Origin of the sequence: Streptomyces sp. NPDC097617 (assembly GCF_044761485.1) — a bacterium.
GTDB lineage: Bacteria > Actinomycetota > Actinomycetes > Streptomycetales > Streptomycetaceae > Streptomyces.
The window spans coordinates 620,808-636,048 of record NZ_JBIWCL010000001.1 but is presented as its reverse complement, the minus strand read 5'-3'; the positions used below and the strand labels follow the sequence as shown (position 1 = coordinate 636,048).

15 protein-coding genes are annotated in these 15,241 nt (G+C 70.9%); 6 read left to right on the top strand and 9 right to left on the bottom strand.

What is annotated here, in order from left to right; genetic code table 11:
- The first annotated feature begins 26 nt into the window (after positions 1 to 26).
- Complete coding sequence (gene tyrS / locus ACIQZO_RS03050; RefSeq protein ID WP_403619070.1) at positions 27 to 1,295, top strand: tyrosine--tRNA ligase; 1,269 nt, start codon at positions 27 to 29, stop codon at positions 1,293 to 1,295.
- A 96-nt stretch (positions 1,296 to 1,391) separates the two neighbouring features.
- Here the strand turns inward: tyrS and ACIQZO_RS03045 are convergent, their stop codons facing one another.
- Positions 1,392 to 1,667, bottom strand: a complete 276-nt coding sequence (locus ACIQZO_RS03045) for a GlsB/YeaQ/YmgE family stress response membrane protein (RefSeq protein WP_403619067.1) — start codon at positions 1,665 to 1,667, stop codon at positions 1,392 to 1,394.
- A gap of 239 nt (positions 1,668 to 1,906) precedes the next feature.
- Between ACIQZO_RS03045 and ACIQZO_RS03040 the strand changes: the two genes are divergently transcribed.
- Both ACIQZO_RS03040 and ACIQZO_RS03035 read left to right on the top strand, forming a co-directional pair.
- On the top strand, positions 1,907 to 2,185 hold the full coding sequence (locus ACIQZO_RS03040) for a DUF3099 domain-containing protein (RefSeq protein WP_403619266.1): 279 nt from the start codon (positions 1,907 to 1,909) through the stop codon (positions 2,183 to 2,185).
- Between the two features lie 136 nt (positions 2,186 to 2,321).
- Positions 2,322 to 2,573 (top strand): hypothetical protein, encoded by a 252-nt coding sequence (locus ACIQZO_RS03035; protein WP_403619064.1) that lies wholly within the window; start codon positions 2,322 to 2,324, stop codon positions 2,571 to 2,573.
- Between the two features lie 49 nt (positions 2,574 to 2,622).
- On the opposite strand, the gene moaA is transcribed toward ACIQZO_RS03035, so the two are convergent.
- The 3 genes from moaA to ACIQZO_RS03020 form a co-directional block, all read right to left on the bottom strand.
- Complete coding sequence (gene moaA / locus ACIQZO_RS03030) at positions 2,623 to 3,612, bottom strand: GTP 3',8-cyclase MoaA (protein WP_403619061.1); 990 nt, start codon at positions 3,610 to 3,612, stop codon at positions 2,623 to 2,625.
- Positions 3,613 to 3,788: 176 nt separating this feature from the next.
- The gene (locus tag ACIQZO_RS03025) at positions 3,789 to 5,417 is read right to left on the bottom strand and encodes a cation acetate symporter (protein WP_403619058.1); all 1,629 of its coding nucleotides are present in this window, start codon (positions 5,415 to 5,417) and stop codon (positions 3,789 to 3,791) included.
- Complete coding sequence (locus ACIQZO_RS03020; RefSeq protein WP_403619056.1) at positions 5,414 to 5,779, bottom strand: DUF485 domain-containing protein; 366 nt, start codon at positions 5,777 to 5,779, stop codon at positions 5,414 to 5,416. The genes ACIQZO_RS03025 and ACIQZO_RS03020 overlap by 4 nt, the downstream gene beginning before the upstream one ends.
- Before the next feature lie 254 nt (positions 5,780 to 6,033).
- Here ACIQZO_RS03020 and ACIQZO_RS03015 point away from each other — a divergent pair, with 254 nt between their 5' ends.
- A complete protein-coding gene (locus tag ACIQZO_RS03015; RefSeq protein ID WP_403619053.1) occupies positions 6,034 to 7,590 on the top strand; it encodes a S8 family serine peptidase in 1,557 nt (518 codons plus the stop codon).
- A gap of 129 nt (positions 7,591 to 7,719) precedes the next feature.
- Here the strand turns inward: ACIQZO_RS03015 and ACIQZO_RS03010 are convergent, their stop codons facing one another.
- Genes ACIQZO_RS03010 through ACIQZO_RS03000 form a run of 3 tightly spaced genes read right to left on the bottom strand, consistent with a single transcriptional unit; the run spans position 7,720 to position 10,434 of the window.
- Positions 7,720 to 8,763: a zinc-dependent alcohol dehydrogenase family protein gene (locus ACIQZO_RS03010; RefSeq protein ID WP_403619050.1), complete on the bottom strand. Its 1,044-nt coding sequence runs from the start codon at positions 8,761 to 8,763 to the stop codon at positions 7,720 to 7,722.
- A gap of 55 nt (positions 8,764 to 8,818) precedes the next feature.
- Complete coding sequence (locus ACIQZO_RS03005) at positions 8,819 to 9,505, bottom strand: lysoplasmalogenase (protein ID WP_403619047.1); 687 nt, start codon at positions 9,503 to 9,505, stop codon at positions 8,819 to 8,821.
- Positions 9,502 to 10,434 (bottom strand): sterol desaturase family protein, encoded by a 933-nt coding sequence (locus tag ACIQZO_RS03000; RefSeq protein WP_403619045.1) that lies wholly within the window; start codon positions 10,432 to 10,434, stop codon positions 9,502 to 9,504. Before ACIQZO_RS03000 ends, ACIQZO_RS03005 begins: the two co-directional genes overlap by 4 nt.
- Between ACIQZO_RS03000 and ACIQZO_RS02995 the strand changes: the two genes are divergently transcribed.
- Together ACIQZO_RS02995 and ACIQZO_RS02990 are read left to right on the top strand one after the other, a co-directional pair.
- Entirely contained in the window at positions 10,348 to 11,601 is a 1,254-nt protein-coding gene (locus ACIQZO_RS02995; RefSeq protein ID WP_403619042.1) for an NACHT domain-containing protein, read from the top strand. The two genes, ACIQZO_RS03000 and ACIQZO_RS02995, sit on opposite strands and share 87 nt — an antisense overlap.
- Positions 11,602 to 11,612: 11 nt before the next feature.
- Positions 11,613 to 12,710 (top strand): hypothetical protein, encoded by a 1,098-nt coding sequence (locus ACIQZO_RS02990; protein WP_403619039.1) that lies wholly within the window; start codon positions 11,613 to 11,615, stop codon positions 12,708 to 12,710.
- Between the two features lie 22 nt (positions 12,711 to 12,732).
- Here the strand turns inward: ACIQZO_RS02990 and ACIQZO_RS02985 are convergent, their stop codons facing one another.
- Together ACIQZO_RS02985 and ACIQZO_RS02980 are read right to left on the bottom strand one after the other, a co-directional pair.
- The gene (locus ACIQZO_RS02985) at positions 12,733 to 13,956 is read right to left on the bottom strand and encodes an amidohydrolase family protein (protein ID WP_403619036.1); all 1,224 of its coding nucleotides are present in this window, start codon (positions 13,954 to 13,956) and stop codon (positions 12,733 to 12,735) included.
- Positions 13,953 to 15,239 carry an amidohydrolase family protein gene (locus tag ACIQZO_RS02980; RefSeq protein WP_403619033.1) on the bottom strand — a complete coding sequence of 429 codons (1,287 nt, stop codon included), beginning with the start codon at positions 15,237 to 15,239 and terminating at the stop codon, positions 13,953 to 13,955. The genes ACIQZO_RS02985 and ACIQZO_RS02980 overlap by 4 nt, the downstream gene beginning before the upstream one ends.
- Positions 15,240 to 15,241: the final 2 nt, after the last annotated feature.

Here is a 15,241-nt window from a genome sequence, read left to right as displayed (position 1 = left end):
TCCATCTCTCAAGGAGAGTCACGACCGTGACTGACATCGTCGACGAACTGAAGTGGCGCGGGCTCTTCGCCCAGTCCACCGACGAAGAAGCGCTGCGCAAGGCCTTCGCGGACGGTCCGGTCACCTTCTATTGCGGCTTCGATCCGACCGCGGCCTCGCTGCACGTGGGGCACCTGGTCCAGGTGCTCACCGTGCGCCGGCTCCAGCAGGCCGGGCACCGGCCGCTGGCGCTGGTCGGCGGGGCCACCGGGCAGATCGGCGATCCGCGACCGACGGCCGAGCGGACTCTGAACGACCCGGAGACCATCGCGAACTGGGTGGCCCGGCTGCGCACCCAGATCGAACCGTTCCTGTCCTTCGAGGGCGAGAACGCGGCGCTCATGGTGAACAACCTGGACTGGACGGCGGGCATGTCCGCCATCGAGTTCCTGCGGGACATCGGCAAGCACTTCCGGGTCAACAAGATGCTGACGAAGGACTCGGTCGCCAAGCGGCTCGACTCCGACCAGGGCATCAGCTACACCGAGTTCAGCTACCAGCTGCTCCAGGGCATGGACTTCCTGGAGCTGTACCGGCGCTACGGCTGCGTGCTCCAGCAGGGCGGCTCCGACCAGTGGGGCAACCTGACGGCCGGGCTCGACCTGATCCACCGGGTCGAGCCGGGCGCGGTCGTGCACGCGCTGGCGACCCCGCTGATGGTCAAGGCGGACGGCACCAAGTTCGGCAAGTCCGAGAGCGGGGCCGTGTGGCTCGACCCGGAGATGACCACGCCGTACGCGTTCTACCAGTTCTGGCTGAATGTGGATGACCGGGACATCTCCACCTACATGCGGATCCTGTCCTTCAAGTCCCGCGAGGAGCTTGAGGAGCTGGAGGCGCAGACCGCCGAGCGGCCGCAGGCGCGCGCCGCCCAGCGGGCGCTGGCGGAGGAGCTGACCACGCTCGTGCACGGCGCCGACCAGTGCGCCGCCGTGATCGCCGCGTCGAAGGCGCTGTTCGGCCAGGGCGACCTGGCGGAGCTGGACGAGGCCACGCTGGCCGCGGCCCTGTCCGAGCTGCCGCACGCCAAGGTGTCGGAGCTCGGCCTGGTGGTGGACCTGCTCGCGGAGACCGGTCTGGTCGCGAGCAAGTCGGCCGGCCGTCGGACCGTGAAGGAGGGTGGCGCCTACGTGAACAACGCGAAGGTCACCGCCGAGGACGCGGTCCCCGCCACGGAGGAGCTGCTGCACGGGCGCTGGCTGGTGCTGCGCCGGGGCAAGAAGAACCTCGCCGCGGTGGAGGTCACCGGTGCCTGACGCGTCGTAGGACGCCGCGGGGCACAACGGAGCACGGCGGAGGGGCCGGTTCGGACTCGTGGTCCGGCCGGCCCCTCCGTCATGACCCGTGGCGGGTCACGTCGTCTGCCGCTTGCCCTTGATCGCTCCGTACATCATCTCGCCGAGCGCGACGACGACGACCGCACCGACGAGCTGCAGCAGGTGCCTGGTCCAGTCGATGCCCTTGGTCTCGCCGACCCCGATCCAGGTGGCCACCGCGTTGCCGAGCACGGCACCGGCGATGCCGAAGAGGGTGGTCAGCCACAGAGGCTGGTGCTGCTTGCCCGGCAGGATGGCCTTGGCTATCAGCCCCAGCACGAACCCGACGATGATCGCCCACAACCAACCCATGTCGAGCCTCCTCCTGGCGCGTTGTGCGCACGTGGGCCCAGTCTCGGCCCATCCGGCGTACGGCGCATTTCGGACAGCTCCGTACGGGGGTCCCCCCTCTCCTCCCGGCGCCGGGGCGGGCGTACCGTGGGAGGGTCCGGGCCGGGAGTGCCCGGCGGGCGATCGGGTGGTGGAGCGTGGAGCGGACGAAGCGGCAGAAGCGGAACGGGGCCGAGGTCTTCCGGATCACCGGTGCGCGGATGGGCCTCGACGAGGACGTGCGCGGCCGTCAGCGGCGGTACGTGATCTCGATGGCCGTCAGGACCCTGTCGGTCATCGCGACCGTGCTGTTGTGGAACGTGCAGCGCCCCGTGGCGATCGTGACGCTGGTCGCCGGCGCCCTGCTCCCGTACATCGCCGTGGTCATCGCCAACGCCGGCCGCGAGTCGACTCCCTCGCTGCCCTCGCACTTCGTACCGGCCCCCGTAAGGCCTGCGCTGGACGCGGGAAACCTCAAGAAGAGCTCAGATCAATCATGAAGTTCCGGTGCACCGCACCGGGTCCTGCGTGACATACTGCTCACGCGCTCCGCATCCCCCGTCGGAGCGACGGACCGACGCCGGGCAGCTCCCCCCGTGGCTGCTCGGCGTCGCCATTCCGTTCTAATGTGGGGCTGTGAATTCCTCCAGCGCCCCCGGCTCCGACGAGACTCCCACCTGCTCCGCCAAGGGCTGCCGCGACGCGGCCGTGTGGGTCCTGGCGTGGAACAACCCGACGCTGCACACGCCGGAGCGGCGCAAGACCTGGCTGGCGTGCGAGGAGCACCGCGAACACCTGTCCCAGTTCCTGGGGGTCCGCGGATTCCTCAAGGATGTCGTGAAGATCGACGAGTGGGTGCAGCCGGAGGGCTCGGAACGCCTCCGCTGAACGCGGCCGCCGAAGCCCCGCCGACTCCGCCGACCCTGCCCCGGGTGGGTCAGCCGCCGATCGCGGACATCGGGCGGTCGGGCTGCAGGAACGAGGGGTCGTCGAGGCCGGACCCGGCCTTCTTGCCCCACATCGCGACCTTCCAGAGCCGGGCGATCTCCTCGTCCGGGGCGCCCGAGCGCAGGGCGGCGCGCAGGTCCGACTCCTCGGTCGCGAACAGGCACGTACGCACCTGGCCGTCGGCCGTGAGCCTCGTACGGTCGCAGGCGCCGCAGAACGGGCGGGTGACCGAGGCGATGACGCCGACGGTGGCGGGGCCGCCGTCGACCACCCAGCGCTCGGCCGGGGCGGAGCCGCGCTCGTCGGCGCCCTCCTCGGTGAGCGTGAAGCGGGTGCGCAGGGATTCCAGGATGTCCCCGGCGGTGATCATGCCGTCGCGCTTCCAGCCGTGCTGGGCGTCGAGCGGCATCTGCTCGATGAAGCGCAGTTCGTACTCGTTCTCCACGGCCCAGGCGAGCAGGTCGGGGGCCTCGTCGTCGTTGAGGCCGGGCATGAGCACGGCATTGACCTTGACGGGGGTCAGGCCGGCCTCGCGGGCGGCGGTCATGCCCTCGATGACGTCCTTGTGCCGGTCGCGGCGGGTGAGGGTCTTGAACACCTCGGGCCGCAGGGTGTCCAGGGACACGTTGACCCGGTCCAGGCCGGCGGCCTTCAGGGCCTGCGCGGTGCGCTTCAAACCGATGCCGTTGGTGGTCAGCGACATCCTGGGGCGGGGCTCCAGGGCCGCGCACCGCTCGACTATCCCGACCAGGCCGGGCCGCAGCAGCGGCTCACCGCCGGTGAAGCGGACCTCGGTGACGCCCAGCTGCGTGACCGCGATGCGGATCAGCCGGACGATCTCGTCGTCACTGAGCAGGTCCGACTTGCCGAGCCACTGCAGGCCCTCTTCGGGCATGCAGTAGGTGCACCGGAGGTTGCACCGGTCGGTCAGCGAGACGCGCAGGTCAGTGGCCACGCGGCCGTAGGTGTCGAGAAGCACTGTGGGCCCCTCCCCCGTCCGGAAGTAGAGGTACGCGCAACATTGGATCTACTTCACGCGTTCTCTTTCGAGACTACGGGACGTCTGCGTCATCCAGAGGTGCCCGAATGAACGAGACGTGACGTGGCCGCGTCGTAGGGATCTACGACGCGGCCACGCTGGGTGTTCGGACGATGTCAGTGCGCCCCTGTTCCGGTGAGGGAGCGGACCTCCAGCTCGGCGAACTTCTGGGGATCGGCCTCCTCCTTGGAGAGGACGGTTCCCAGCCAGCCCAGCAGGAAGCCGAGGGGGATCGAGATGATGCCCGGGTTCTCCAGCGGGAACCAGAAGAAGTCGGCGTCCTTGAACATCGAGGTGGGCTTGCCGGAGACGACCGGCGAGAACAGGACCAGGCCGACCGCGGAGACCAGCCCGCCGTAGATGGACCAGAGGGCGCCCTGGGTGGTGAAGCGCTTCCAGAAGAGGCTGTAGAGGATCGTCGGCAGGTTCGCGGAGGCGGCGACCGCGAAGGCGAGCGCGACCAGGCCGGCCACGTTCAGGTCGCGGGCGAGGGCGCCCAGGCCGATGGCGACGGCTCCGATGACGACGGTGGACCAGCGGGCCGCGCGCATCTCCTCCTTCTCGGTGGCCCTGCCCTTGCGGATCACGTTCACGTACAGGTCGTGCGCGAAGGACGAGGAGGAGGCGAGGGTGAGGCCCGCGACGACGGCCAGGATGGTGGCGAAGGCGACCGCGGAGATCACGGCGAGCAGGATGGCGCCGCCGGTGGAGTCGGGGCCGCCGCCGACGGCCTGGGCGAGCAGCGGTGCGGCGGTGTTGCCGGCCTTGTTGGACTTGATGATCTCGGCGCGGTCGAGCAGCGCCGCGGCGCCGAAGCCGAGGGCGATCGTCATCAGGTAGAAGCCGCCGATGATGCCGATGGCCCAGAGGACGGACTTACGTGCGGCCTGCGCGGTGGGCACCGTGTAGAAGCGGATCAGGATGTGCGGCAGGCCGGCGGTGCCGAGGACGAGGGCGAGGCCGAGCGAGATGAAGTCCAGCTTGGAGGTCGAGTCCTTGCCGTACTTGAGGCCGGGCTCGAGGAACTTCGCCCCTTGTCCGCTGTTCTCGGCTGCCTTGCCCAGCAGGTCGGAGATGTTGAAGTTGAACTTCACCAGCACCAGGAGGGTGATCAGCAGGGCGCCCGCGATCAGCAGTACCGCCTTGATCATCTGGACCCAGGTGGTGCCCTTCATACCGCCGATCGTCACGTAGACGATCATCAGTACGCCGACCAGCGCGACGACGGCCACCTTGCCGCCGTCACTGGTGATGCCCAGGAGCAGCGAGACGAGCACGCCGGCGCCGGCCATCTGGGCGAGCAGGTAGAAGATCGAGACCACGATGGTGGAAGTGCCGGCGGCGGTACGGACGGGCCGCTGGCGCATCCGGTACGCGAGGACGTCGCCCATCGTGTAGCGGCCGGAGTTGCGCAGCGGCTCGGCCACGAGCAGCAGGGCGACCAGCCAGGCGACGAGGAAGCCGATGGAGTAGAGGAAGCCGTCGTAGCCGAAGAGGGCGATGGCTCCGGCGATGCCGAGGAAGGACGCGGCGGACATGTAGTCGCCGGAGATGGCGAGGCCGTTCTGGAAGCCGGTGAACTGGCGGCCGCCCGCGTAGAAGTCGGAGGCGTCCTTGGTCTGGCGGCCGGCCCAGACGGTGATGATCAGGGTGGCGACGACGAACAGCCCGAACAGTGTGATGATCAGCGGGCGGTGCTCGGAGGCACCCGCGGCGAGCGTCGTCAGGTGCTGCGTGCCGCTCATTCGGCGGCCACCATCCGCGCCTTGATGGCCTCGGCCTTGGGGTCGAGCTTCGCGGACGCGTACCGGGCGTAGAGCCAGGCGATCAGGAAGGTCGTCGCGAACTGGGCGAGGCCGAGCACGAGGGCGACGTTGATGTTGCCGAAGACCTTGGTCCCCATGAAGCCGCCGGCGTAGTTGGACAGAAGGACGTAGAGCAGGTACCAGGCGATGAAGGCCACGGTGAGCGGGAAGGCGAAGGAGCGGTAGGAGCTGCGCAGTTCGCCGAATTCCGCGCTCTGGTGGACGGTCGAGTAGTCATCTGCCGTGGGGCCCGCCAGGGGCGTTCCCGCGCTGCCCGGCGGCGGCGCTGCTTCGGTGGTCACGGGGGGCTCTCCTTGTGACGCGGGTGCGGTGGGGACGACGGACAAAACAACCTCCGTGTGGGGGGACGGCGGTGCCGAGCCCCCTGTCAACGGCACGTACGGCACGTCGGGACGGTTCAGCACCCATTGATTCTTCGGAAACTGATTTCTCGAACTGATGGCGTAGAGGCGAACGGCGACGCTAGGTTCGCTTGTCATGCACCCGTCCGACGCGACCGCGTGCGGGCGGCTTTCGAAGATGATCTGGAGAACCCATGGATCAGCTGGGGTCACGTGCGCCCAAGAAGCGCAGTCGTGCTCTCGCCGTACCGGTCGGCCTGGCTCTCACCGCTTCGCTCGCCCTCCTGCCCGCGGTCTCGGCCTCCGCCGCCCCGCTGGGCACCACGGCCGACGCGGCGGCGGCCTCGAAGGCCGACACGTCCGGCCCCAAGCTGTCGTACGTGGCCAACCTGAACGCGTACGCCACCGTGAAGGCGGCGAAGAAGGCGATCGAGCGGGCCGGTGGAACGGTGGTGACGGCCTATGAGCAGATCGGGGTCGTCGTCGCACACTCGCAGAACCCGGACTTCGCCAAGCAGCTGCGGGCCCAGCGCGGCCTGTTCGTGTCGGTCGGCGCCACCCGGACGGCCCCGATGTCGGCCGTGCAGACCACCGAGGAGGGCACGACCCAGCAGCTGAGCGCGGCGGACGCCGCCAAGGCGGCGGCAGCGGCCCAGGAGGGTCAGGAGCCGCTGGAGCCCAACCAGTGGGACCTGCGGACGATCAAGGCCGACAAGGCTCACAAGATCAACGATGGCAGCCGGAACGTCACGGTGGGCATCATCGACACGGGCGTGGACGACACCCACCCCGATCTCGCCCCGAACTTCTCCAAGAGCCAGTCGGCCAACTGCGTGGGCGGCGTCGCCGACACCACCGAGGGCGCCTGGCGCCCGTACGCCGACGGCAGCGACCACGGCACGCACGTGGCCGGCACCATCGGAGCCGCGCGCAACGGCATCGGCGTCAGCGGTGTCGCGCCGGGCGTGAAGATCGCCGCGATCAAGGTGAGCGAGCCCGGGACCAGCCTCTTCTACACCGAGGCGGTCGTCTGCGGCTTCATGTTCGCCGCCGAGAAGGGGATCGAGGTGACCAACAACAGCTACTACGTCGACCCCTGGCTCTTCAACTGCAAGTCCGACGACGACCAGAAGGCGCTGGTGGAGGCCATCGGGCGGGCCACCAAGTACTCCGAGCGCAAGGGCACGCTGCACGTCGCCTCGGCCGGCAACTCCGACCAGGACCTGGCGGCCGACTCCCTCGTCGACGAGACCAGCCCGAACGACACCACCCCGGTGCCGCGCACCATCGATCCCAAGGTCTGCCTGGACCTGCCGACGCAGCTGCCGGGTGTGGTCACCGTCTCGGCGACCGGCGACCAGGGCCTGCGCTCGTACTACTCCAGCTACGGCCTCGGGGTCGTGGACGTGGCCGCCCCCGGCGGCGACAAGTGGCAGGTCCCGAACACCCCGGACGCCAACGGCCGCGTGCTGTCGACCGTCCCGGGCGGGCTCTACGGCTACAAGCAGGGCACCTCGATGGCCGCGCCGCACGTCTCGGGCGTCGCCGCGCTCCTCAAGAGCGCCCACCCGTCGGCCACGCCCTCGCAGCTCCAGGCGATGCTCAAGGCCCAGTCGACGAAGGCGTCCTGCCCGACGCAGATCTACGACGCCGCGGGCACCCTGGTCGACGCCACCACCTGCAAGAGCAAGTGGGGCCAGACGGGCTACTACGGCTACGGCGTGATCGACGCGCTCAAGGCCGTGAAGTAGCGCCCTTCACGCCCGTCGTGCCCTTCGTACGGCGGCGGTGAAAAGGGCGGGCCGGGCGGGGAATCACCCCGCCCGGCCCGCCCTCCCGTTCAACCCGTCAGCCGGTCAGCCGGTCAGCCGGTCAGCCGGTCAGGGCTTGATCATGACCTTGAGCGCGCTGCGGTCGTCCATCGCCCGGTAGCCGTCCGGGACCTCGTCCAGGGACACGGCCCGGTCAAAAACCGGAGCCGGGTCGATCGCGCCGCTGAGGACGTCCTCCAGCAGCTCCGGTATGTAGGCGCGGACCGGGGCCACACCACCGCGCAGCGTGATGTTGCGGTCGAACATGACGCCGAGGTCGAGGCCCGTGCCGCTGCCGTGCGGGACGCCGACGTAGCCGATGGCCCCGCCGTCGCGGGTGATGTTCACGGCGGTGCGCATGGACTGCTCGGTGCCGACCGCCTCGATGACCGCGTGCGCGCCCCGGCCGCCGAGGAGCTCGCGCACGGCCGCCTCGGCCGCCTCGCCCCGCTCGGCGACGACATCGGTGGCCCCGAAGAGCTTGGCTATGTCGGTACGTACGGTGTGACGGCCCAGCGCGATGATGCGCTCGGCGCCCAGCCGCTTGGCGGCGAGGACGCCGCACAGGCCGACCGCGCCGTCACCGACGACGGCGACCGTGGAGCCCTCGCGCACGCCCGCGCCCAGCGCGGCGTGGTGACCGGTGCCCATGACGTCGGACAGGGCGAGGAGCCCGGTCAGCAGGTGGTCGTCGGAGACGGCCTCGGCGGGCAGCTTCACCAGGGTGCCGTCGGCGTGCGGGACGCGGACGGCCTCGCCCTGGCCTCCGTCGTGACCGACCGAGCCCCAGAAGCCGCCGTGCTCGCAGGAGGTGAACAGGCCCTCGACGCAGTATTCGCAGGTGCCGTCCGACCACATGAAGGGCGCGACGACGAGGTCGCCGGCGCGCAGGCCGGACACGGCCGAGCCGGTCTCCTCGACGATGCCCAGGAACTCGTGGCCGATGCGCTGGCCGGGCTGGCGCGCGGCCTCGCCGCGGTAGGCCCACAGGTCGCTGCCGCAGATACAGGCACGCAGGACGCGGACGACGGCGTCCTCGGGGCGCTGGATCGCAGCGTCGGGCACCTCCTCCACGCGGATGTCGTGCGGGGCGTGGATGACGGTGGCGCGCATGGTGGTGCAGTCCTCCGGCTCGGGGTAATTCAGTCTTGTACGACTGACGACCGTCCTACGGTACGCCTGCTTCGCGGGTGGTCGCGCCGGTGGCCAGCAGGTACTGGGCGGCCAGGTAGGTGGCCATGATCCAGAAGTCCGGGCGGGGCAGCTGGGGCCACTCCGCGACGCCGGAGGCGATGAGGGTGTCCGAGAGCAGGAACAGCGCACCGCCGATACCGGCCCGCACGCCGAGGGCGCTGGAACGGAAGGCCATGGCGGTGAGCAGCAGGCTGTAGCCGGCCACCGGGATCCGCAGATCGGCCGGGAGATCGGACCACAGCAGTGCGACGGTGCCGAGGAGCGCGAGCGCGTACCCGCCCCCGAGCAGCGGGTTCGCGGGCCGCTTGCCGAACAGTACGAGGTAGCAGACGTGCCCGACGGCGAAGGAGCCCATACCGACGAGGAAGGCGATCTCGGCGTCGAAGAGCAGGGCCAGGTCCCCGCCCCAGCCGAACAGCAGGGCGGCGAGCAGCAGGCGGGGCGCGCCGCGGGTGGCCATGTGGGTCACCAGCAGCGGCATGAGCAGCGGCTTGGCGATGACGTGGCCGAGGTGCCAGCCGGCCAGCAGCGAGACGAGGTCGACGGCGGCGGCCACGGCGAAGGCCACGAGGGCGATACGGCCCAGGCGCTCCCTCGTGGCGGGCTCGCGGTCGGCGGCCCAGGAGGGAGCGGGGCGGCCCGGGGACTCGGCGGTGCTCACGCGCTGGTCTCCTGCACGGAGGGCCGGGTCTCGGCGGCGGGCGCGGGGGCGGGGGCCTCGGGGGCGGAGGACGGTGCCGGGACTGCGGTCTGCCGGGCCGAGGCCGGCTGCCAGCCGGGGCCGCGGAAGACCCGGCCGGCGCGCTCGCTCCAGCTCCCGGCGGCGCGTACGTCGCGGGCGATGGCGGCGTACTCGTGGGTGGCCACGCGCAGCGGGTTGTGGGTGCCGATGTTCTTGGTGAGGCCGTAGACGGGCCGGTCGGTCTCCCCCACCCAGGAACCGAACATCCGGTCCCAGATGATCAGGATGCCGCCGTAGTTGCGGTCCAGGTAGCCGCCCTGCGAGGCGTGGTGGACGCGGTGGTGGGAGGGCGTGTTGAAGACGTACTCGTAGGGCCGCGGCAGCTTCCCGATGCGCTCGGTGTGGACCCAGAACTGGTAGAGCAGGTTGAGTCCGTAGCAGAACGGGATCGCCGCCGGATGCACGCCGAGGGCCACCATGGGCAGGTAGAACCACCAGGTGGTGGCGCTGGTCCAGGGCTGGCGCAGGGCGGTGGTGAGGTTGAACCGCTTGCTGCTGTGGTGGACCACGTGGCAGGCCCACAGGATGCGGATGACGTGGTGGAGGCGGTGCTGCCAGTAGTACAGGAAGTCCTGGACGAGCAGCATCAGCAGGGCGGTCCACCACAGGAACGGCACGCGCAGCGGGGTCAGTTCGTAGACGGCGGTGAAGGCCGCGACGACCGGGATCTTCCAGAGCAGGTCGAAGCCGATACTGCCCAGCCCCATGGTGATGCTCGTGGCGGCGTCCTTGGTGTCGTAGCCGGCGGCATCCTCGTCGGGATGGAGCCGGTAGCTCACCACCTCAATGACGGTGAGCAGCACAAAGGCAGGTATGGACCACAGCACGACATCGGGCAGGTTCGGCATGTCCCGCACCATAGAGGCGCTGTCGGGGGTGCCGCTAGGGGTTGTTACCGATCGGTATCCATCGGGGTTACCAGCGGTTCGCGAGATGATGTCCGCGCCAAGGGGGAGCGCCTGCCGCTGCCGGAGGAGTTCCTCCGCGCCTCGGGCGTACCGCTCTCGGCGCCGGCCGGGTGGGTCGAGGACCTCATGCTGAGCGGCCGGGCGCTGGTCCTGGTGGACGGGGTCGACGAGGTCCCCCAGCGGCTGCGCACCCGCACGCAGACCTGGCTTCGCTCGCTGGTCTCCGCCTTTCCGAAGGCGCGGTACGTGGTGACCACGCGCCCGTCGGCGGTCCCGGAGGACTGGCTGACGGGGCAGGGATTCGCCCCGCACTCGATGCTGCCGATGGAGCAGCAGGACATCCGGGCCTTCGTGGCGCACTGGCACGCCGCGGCGCGCGCGGAGGGGCAGGAGGTGGACGCGTACGAGGCCTCGCTGCTGGAGGCGGTCACCTCCCGGCGGGACCTGGCCCGGCTGGCGACGAACCCGCTGATGTGCGCGCTGCTGTGCGCCCTGAACCAGGACCGCCGGATGCAGCTGCCCCGGGCCCGCAAGGAGCTGTACGACGCGGCGCTGGACATGCTGCTGGTGCGGCGGGACACCGAGCGGGACATCTGCGGGGTCGAGGGGGTCCACCTGACCCGCGAGGAGCAGATCGGTCTGCTCCAGCGGCTCGCGTACTGGCTGATCCGCAACGGCCAGCTGGAGACCTCCCGGGCCGAGGCCGTCGAGATGGTGGGCGAGTGGCTCGACGCGATGCCGCAGGTGCGGGTGCAGGGCGGGGCCGAGCAGGTCTTCACCCACCTGCTGATCCGCAGCGGCCTGCTCCTGGAGCCGACCCCGGGGTCGGTGGTCTTCGTCCACCGCACCTTCCAGGACTACCTGGGCGCCAAGGCGGCGGTGGAGTCGCGGGACTTCGGCGTGCTGGTGAAGAACGCGCAGGACGACTCCTGGGACGACGTGGTTCGCATGGCGGTGGGCCACGCCCGGACGAACGCGCCCGCCTGCTGCGCGGCCTGCTCCGCCGGGCGGACCGGGTCAAGGGCGCCCGCAACCGGCTCGTCCTCCTGGCGGCGGCCTGCCTGGAACACGCCCCCGAGCTGGACCGGGGGGTCGCCACGGCGGTGATGGGACGCGCCATGGACCTGCTGCCGCCCCGCGGCCCGGAGCAGGCCGAGGAACTGGCCAGGGCGGGCGCATTGGTCCTGGATCTGCTGCCGTCCCCGGCGGAGACGCCCAGCGATTCGGAGGTGGCGGGGACCATCCGTACGGCGGCCCTGCTCGGCGGGGAGCGCGCCCTGTCGGTGATCCGCCGGTTCCGCGGGGAGACCCGCCCGGCGGCGGTGCAGGAACTCGACGACGCCTGGGGCCGGTTCGATGCCCGCACGTACAGCGACGCGGTCCTCGCGGACGCCACTTTGGGCGCCGGAGTGCTGACGGTACGGACTCCCGAGCAGCTCGCCTGCCTGGAGGACCTCGACCAGTACGAACGCCTGCGGCTTTTCGGCATCCGCACGATCCCTGCCGAGGTCGCGTCACGGCGGGGCCTGCGGGACCTGTACGTGCTGGACTCGCCCGACCTGACCGACATCGAGCCGCTCGCCGCACTGCGCGGGCTGACCCACCTCAGCCTGAACGACTGCCGCGGCATGAGCGACCTCGGCCCTCTCTCGGACCTGGCGCTGAAGAGCCTGTTCACCATCGGCACGCCGCGGGTCACGCTGGGGATCCTGGACCGGCTGCCCGGCCTGACCGCCTTGGGGCTGGGTGGAACGGGCGGCCTCCCCTCCGTGGGAGAGTTTCCGGGACTGCCCGCCCTGACCGGCCTGTGGCTCTACGAGGGGACGGAGGACATGTCCCTGGACGGCCTGGAGCGCTGGCCCGACCTCGACATACTCAGCGTCACGGGAAGCCGTCAGAGCCATGAACTGCGGACCGTACGGCGACCTCCGGACCTCACCCGGTTGCAGATGATCCACCATCATGACCTGGACCCGGCGGAGCTGTTGCGGTTCCCCCGGCTGGCCACGCTGTGGCTGGCCGACTGCCGGCTCACCGCCGGCACGGGAGCGTGGCGGGAGCTGACCGGGCTGACCAGCCTCACCTTCAGCGCCTGCCACACGGTTGACCTCACCCCTCTGGCCGGGCTGCCGGAACTGACCGTCCACGTGTACCGCGGCACGGAAGTGCTCGGCGCCGACCCGTTCCCGCCGGAGCGGCTCCTGCTCAAGGCCTGAGCCGCCGCGGCGGGATCCGGTGTCACCAGACGCGGACCGAGCCGCCGCGGGCGAAGGCCGGGCTGGTGGCCTGCGGGGGCACGGCCGTCAACGGCTCGGCGATCTCCGAGACCAGCGGGCCGTGCTTCGCCGCGACCGCGTCCAGCACGGCGAGGTCGAAGCCGTACACGCGCGCCGCGTTGCCGCCGACCATCGCGGCGACCTCCTCGCGCGGGAGGCCCGCGTAGGCGATGCGGAGGCCTTCGCGGGAGAAGGGGGTGGTGCCCTCGTCGTGGGGGTAGTCGCTGCCCCACATGATCTTGTCGAGGCCGATCCGTTCCCGCAGCGGGACCTCGTGGGGGCGCATGAAGCTCGCTCCCACGAAGCAGTTGTCCCGCCACACCTCGCTCGGGCCCCTGCCCATCGACTCCGCGAGCCCCGCCCCGAATTTGGACTCGGCCGTGGCCGACGCCGCGACCAGGCGGCCGTGGTAGTAGTCCAGCATCTCCAGCACGCCGGGGATCCACCCCGAGCCCTGCTCCGTCAGGACCAGCTTGAGGCCCGGGTGGCGGCGGAAGGCCCCGCCGAAGACGAGGTGCCACAGGGCGCGGTGCGAGAACCAGGTGGTCTCCACCATGAAGACGGCCCTCGCCGCCGGTTCGTCGCCCAGCGGCGGTGAGGCCGACCCGCCGTGGTGGTTGACCGGGACGTCGAGCTCGTCGCACACCGCCCAGATGGGGTCGTAGGCGGCGGAGTAGAGCTCCGGGACCGTGGAGCCGGGCGGGACGCCCGGCAGCAGGATGCCGCCCGTCAGGCCGGCCGCCTTCGCCCGGCGGATCTCCCCGACCGCCGCGTCCACGTCGTTCAGCAGGATCTGCGCCACCCCCGCCCGGCGCCCCGGCGCGTCCGCGCAGAAGTCCGCCAGCCAGCGGTTGTGCGCCTGGAGCCCCGCCCACCGCATCTCGCACTCGGCGGCCGTCGGCGGCTGGGCCATCAGGGAGGCCTTGGGGAAGAACGGCGGGATGGTGTTGGGGAAGACGACCTCGGCGACGATGCCGTCGGCCTCCAGCTCCGCGAGGCGCCGCGCCGAGTTCCAGTTACGGTCGGCGGTGTCCGCGAGGAGGTCCTCGTACGGGTTCACGTACGTGGCGGCCCAGGCGTCGAAGTCCTCGTGGTGGCGCTTCTCCAGGTACGGCCTGTAGTCCAGCAGGTCGGCGCCCGCGTGACAGTCGGCCGAGATCACCGTGTAGCGGTCCTCGGACGTCACGGGTTCACCCCCAGGACCGGGAAGTCGTTGTCGGTGAGCCAGTGGCGGCCCACCTCGCGGGAGCGGGCCCAGGAGGCCTCCACCGCCGTCTGGTCCGGGGACTGGCCCAACTCCGCCGGGGTGGGGCCGATGCGGCGGGCGATCGGGGCCAGCTTCGCGGTGTCGAAGCCGAAGACCTCGGCCGCCGCGAGTCCGAGCATCCTGCGGGTCTCCGCGACCGGGATGTCGTGGAAGGTGTTCTTCAGCCAGGTCCGGGTGTTCGGCCAGGTGCCTTCGGGGTGCGGGAAGTCCGAGCCCCACAGGATGTTGTCGACGCCGATCTCGTAGCGCTGCGCCAGCTCCCGGCGCTTGGTGTTCGTCGCGCAGATGAAGACCTGGCGGTCCAGGTACTCGCTCGGCGGCCGCTTCAGCTCCTCGAACGGCGAGAGCTTCTTGCCGCCGTGCGCGCCCAGGTAGAGCCGGTCCATGAACCACAGCTGGTTGGGCAGCCACCAGCAGCCCGACTCGGCGACGCCGAACTTCAGGCCGGGGTGGCGCTCGAAGACCCCGGACCAGAGCAGGAACCACAGCGGCCGGGCCGGCCACCAGGTGACCTCGGAGACGAAGATGCCCAGGTGGTCGCCGTACTCGTGGCGCGGCGAGGACCCGGAGTGGGTGACGATCGGCATCTGCGTCTCGGCCGCCGCCGCCCAGACGGGGTCGTAGCGGCGGTCGTGGTAGGGCGCCTTGTCCACCCACATCGCGGGGATCATCAGCGCCCCCAGCCCGGACTCCTTGGCCCGGTGGATCTCGGCGACGACCTTCTTCGGCTCGCCGGTGATGGGGAGCAGGGCGACTCCGCAGTGGCGTTCCGGGTGCTGCCCGACGAACTCGGCGAGCCAGCGGTTGTGCGCCTGGGCGCCCGCCATGCCGAGCTCGGGGTCCTGGTCGCCGGAGAGGCCGAGGCCGACGCCGAAGGGGGCGGCGGTCTGGCTGTCGACGGCGTCCGCGTCGGGGAAGACGACCTCGGCGGCCACGCCGTCGCCGTCGAGTTCCTTCAGCCTCTGGCCGGTGTCCCAGCCGCCCTTGAGGCCTTCCTCGTGGTCGTGGAACCACTTCTCGGCGAAGGCCTCGTTGCGGACGCCCAGGCGGGTGGCCTCCGCGCGGCGGGCGTCGCGCTCGCCGAGGAACTCGTCGAATGCGGGGTGGAAGCGGGAGTCCAGGTAGGGCCGGTACTGCTCGGTGGGCAGGCCCGCGTGGCAGTCGGAGGAGATGATCAGGTACGGGTCTTCGTTCGTACTCACCA

Coding starts and splice junctions, on each gene's coding strand:
- ACIQZO_RS03045 (WP_403619067.1), bottom strand. CDS start 1,667: ATGGGTTGGTTGTGGGCGATCATCGTCGGGTTCGTGCTGGGGCTGATA.
- ACIQZO_RS03040 (WP_403619266.1), top strand. CDS start 1,907: ATGGGCCTCGACGAGGACGTGCGCGGCCGTCAGCGGCGGTACGTGATC.
- ACIQZO_RS03025 (WP_403619058.1), bottom strand. CDS start 5,417: ATGAGCGGCACGCAGCACCTGACGACGCTCGCCGCGGGTGCCTCCGAG.
- ACIQZO_RS03015 (WP_403619053.1), top strand. CDS start 6,034: ATGGATCAGCTGGGGTCACGTGCGCCCAAGAAGCGCAGTCGTGCTCTC.
- ACIQZO_RS03010 (WP_403619050.1), bottom strand. CDS start 8,763: ATGCGCGCCACCGTCATCCACGCCCCGCACGACATCCGCGTGGAGGAG.
- ACIQZO_RS02995 (WP_403619042.1), top strand. CDS start 10,348: ATGGAGCCGGTAGCTCACCACCTCAATGACGGTGAGCAGCACAAAGGC.
- ACIQZO_RS03000 (WP_403619045.1), bottom strand. CDS start 10,434: ATGCCGAACCTGCCCGATGTCGTGCTGTGGTCCATACCTGCCTTTGTG.
- ACIQZO_RS02990 (WP_403619039.1), top strand. CDS start 11,613: ATGGACCTGCTGCCGCCCCGCGGCCCGGAGCAGGCCGAGGAACTGGCC.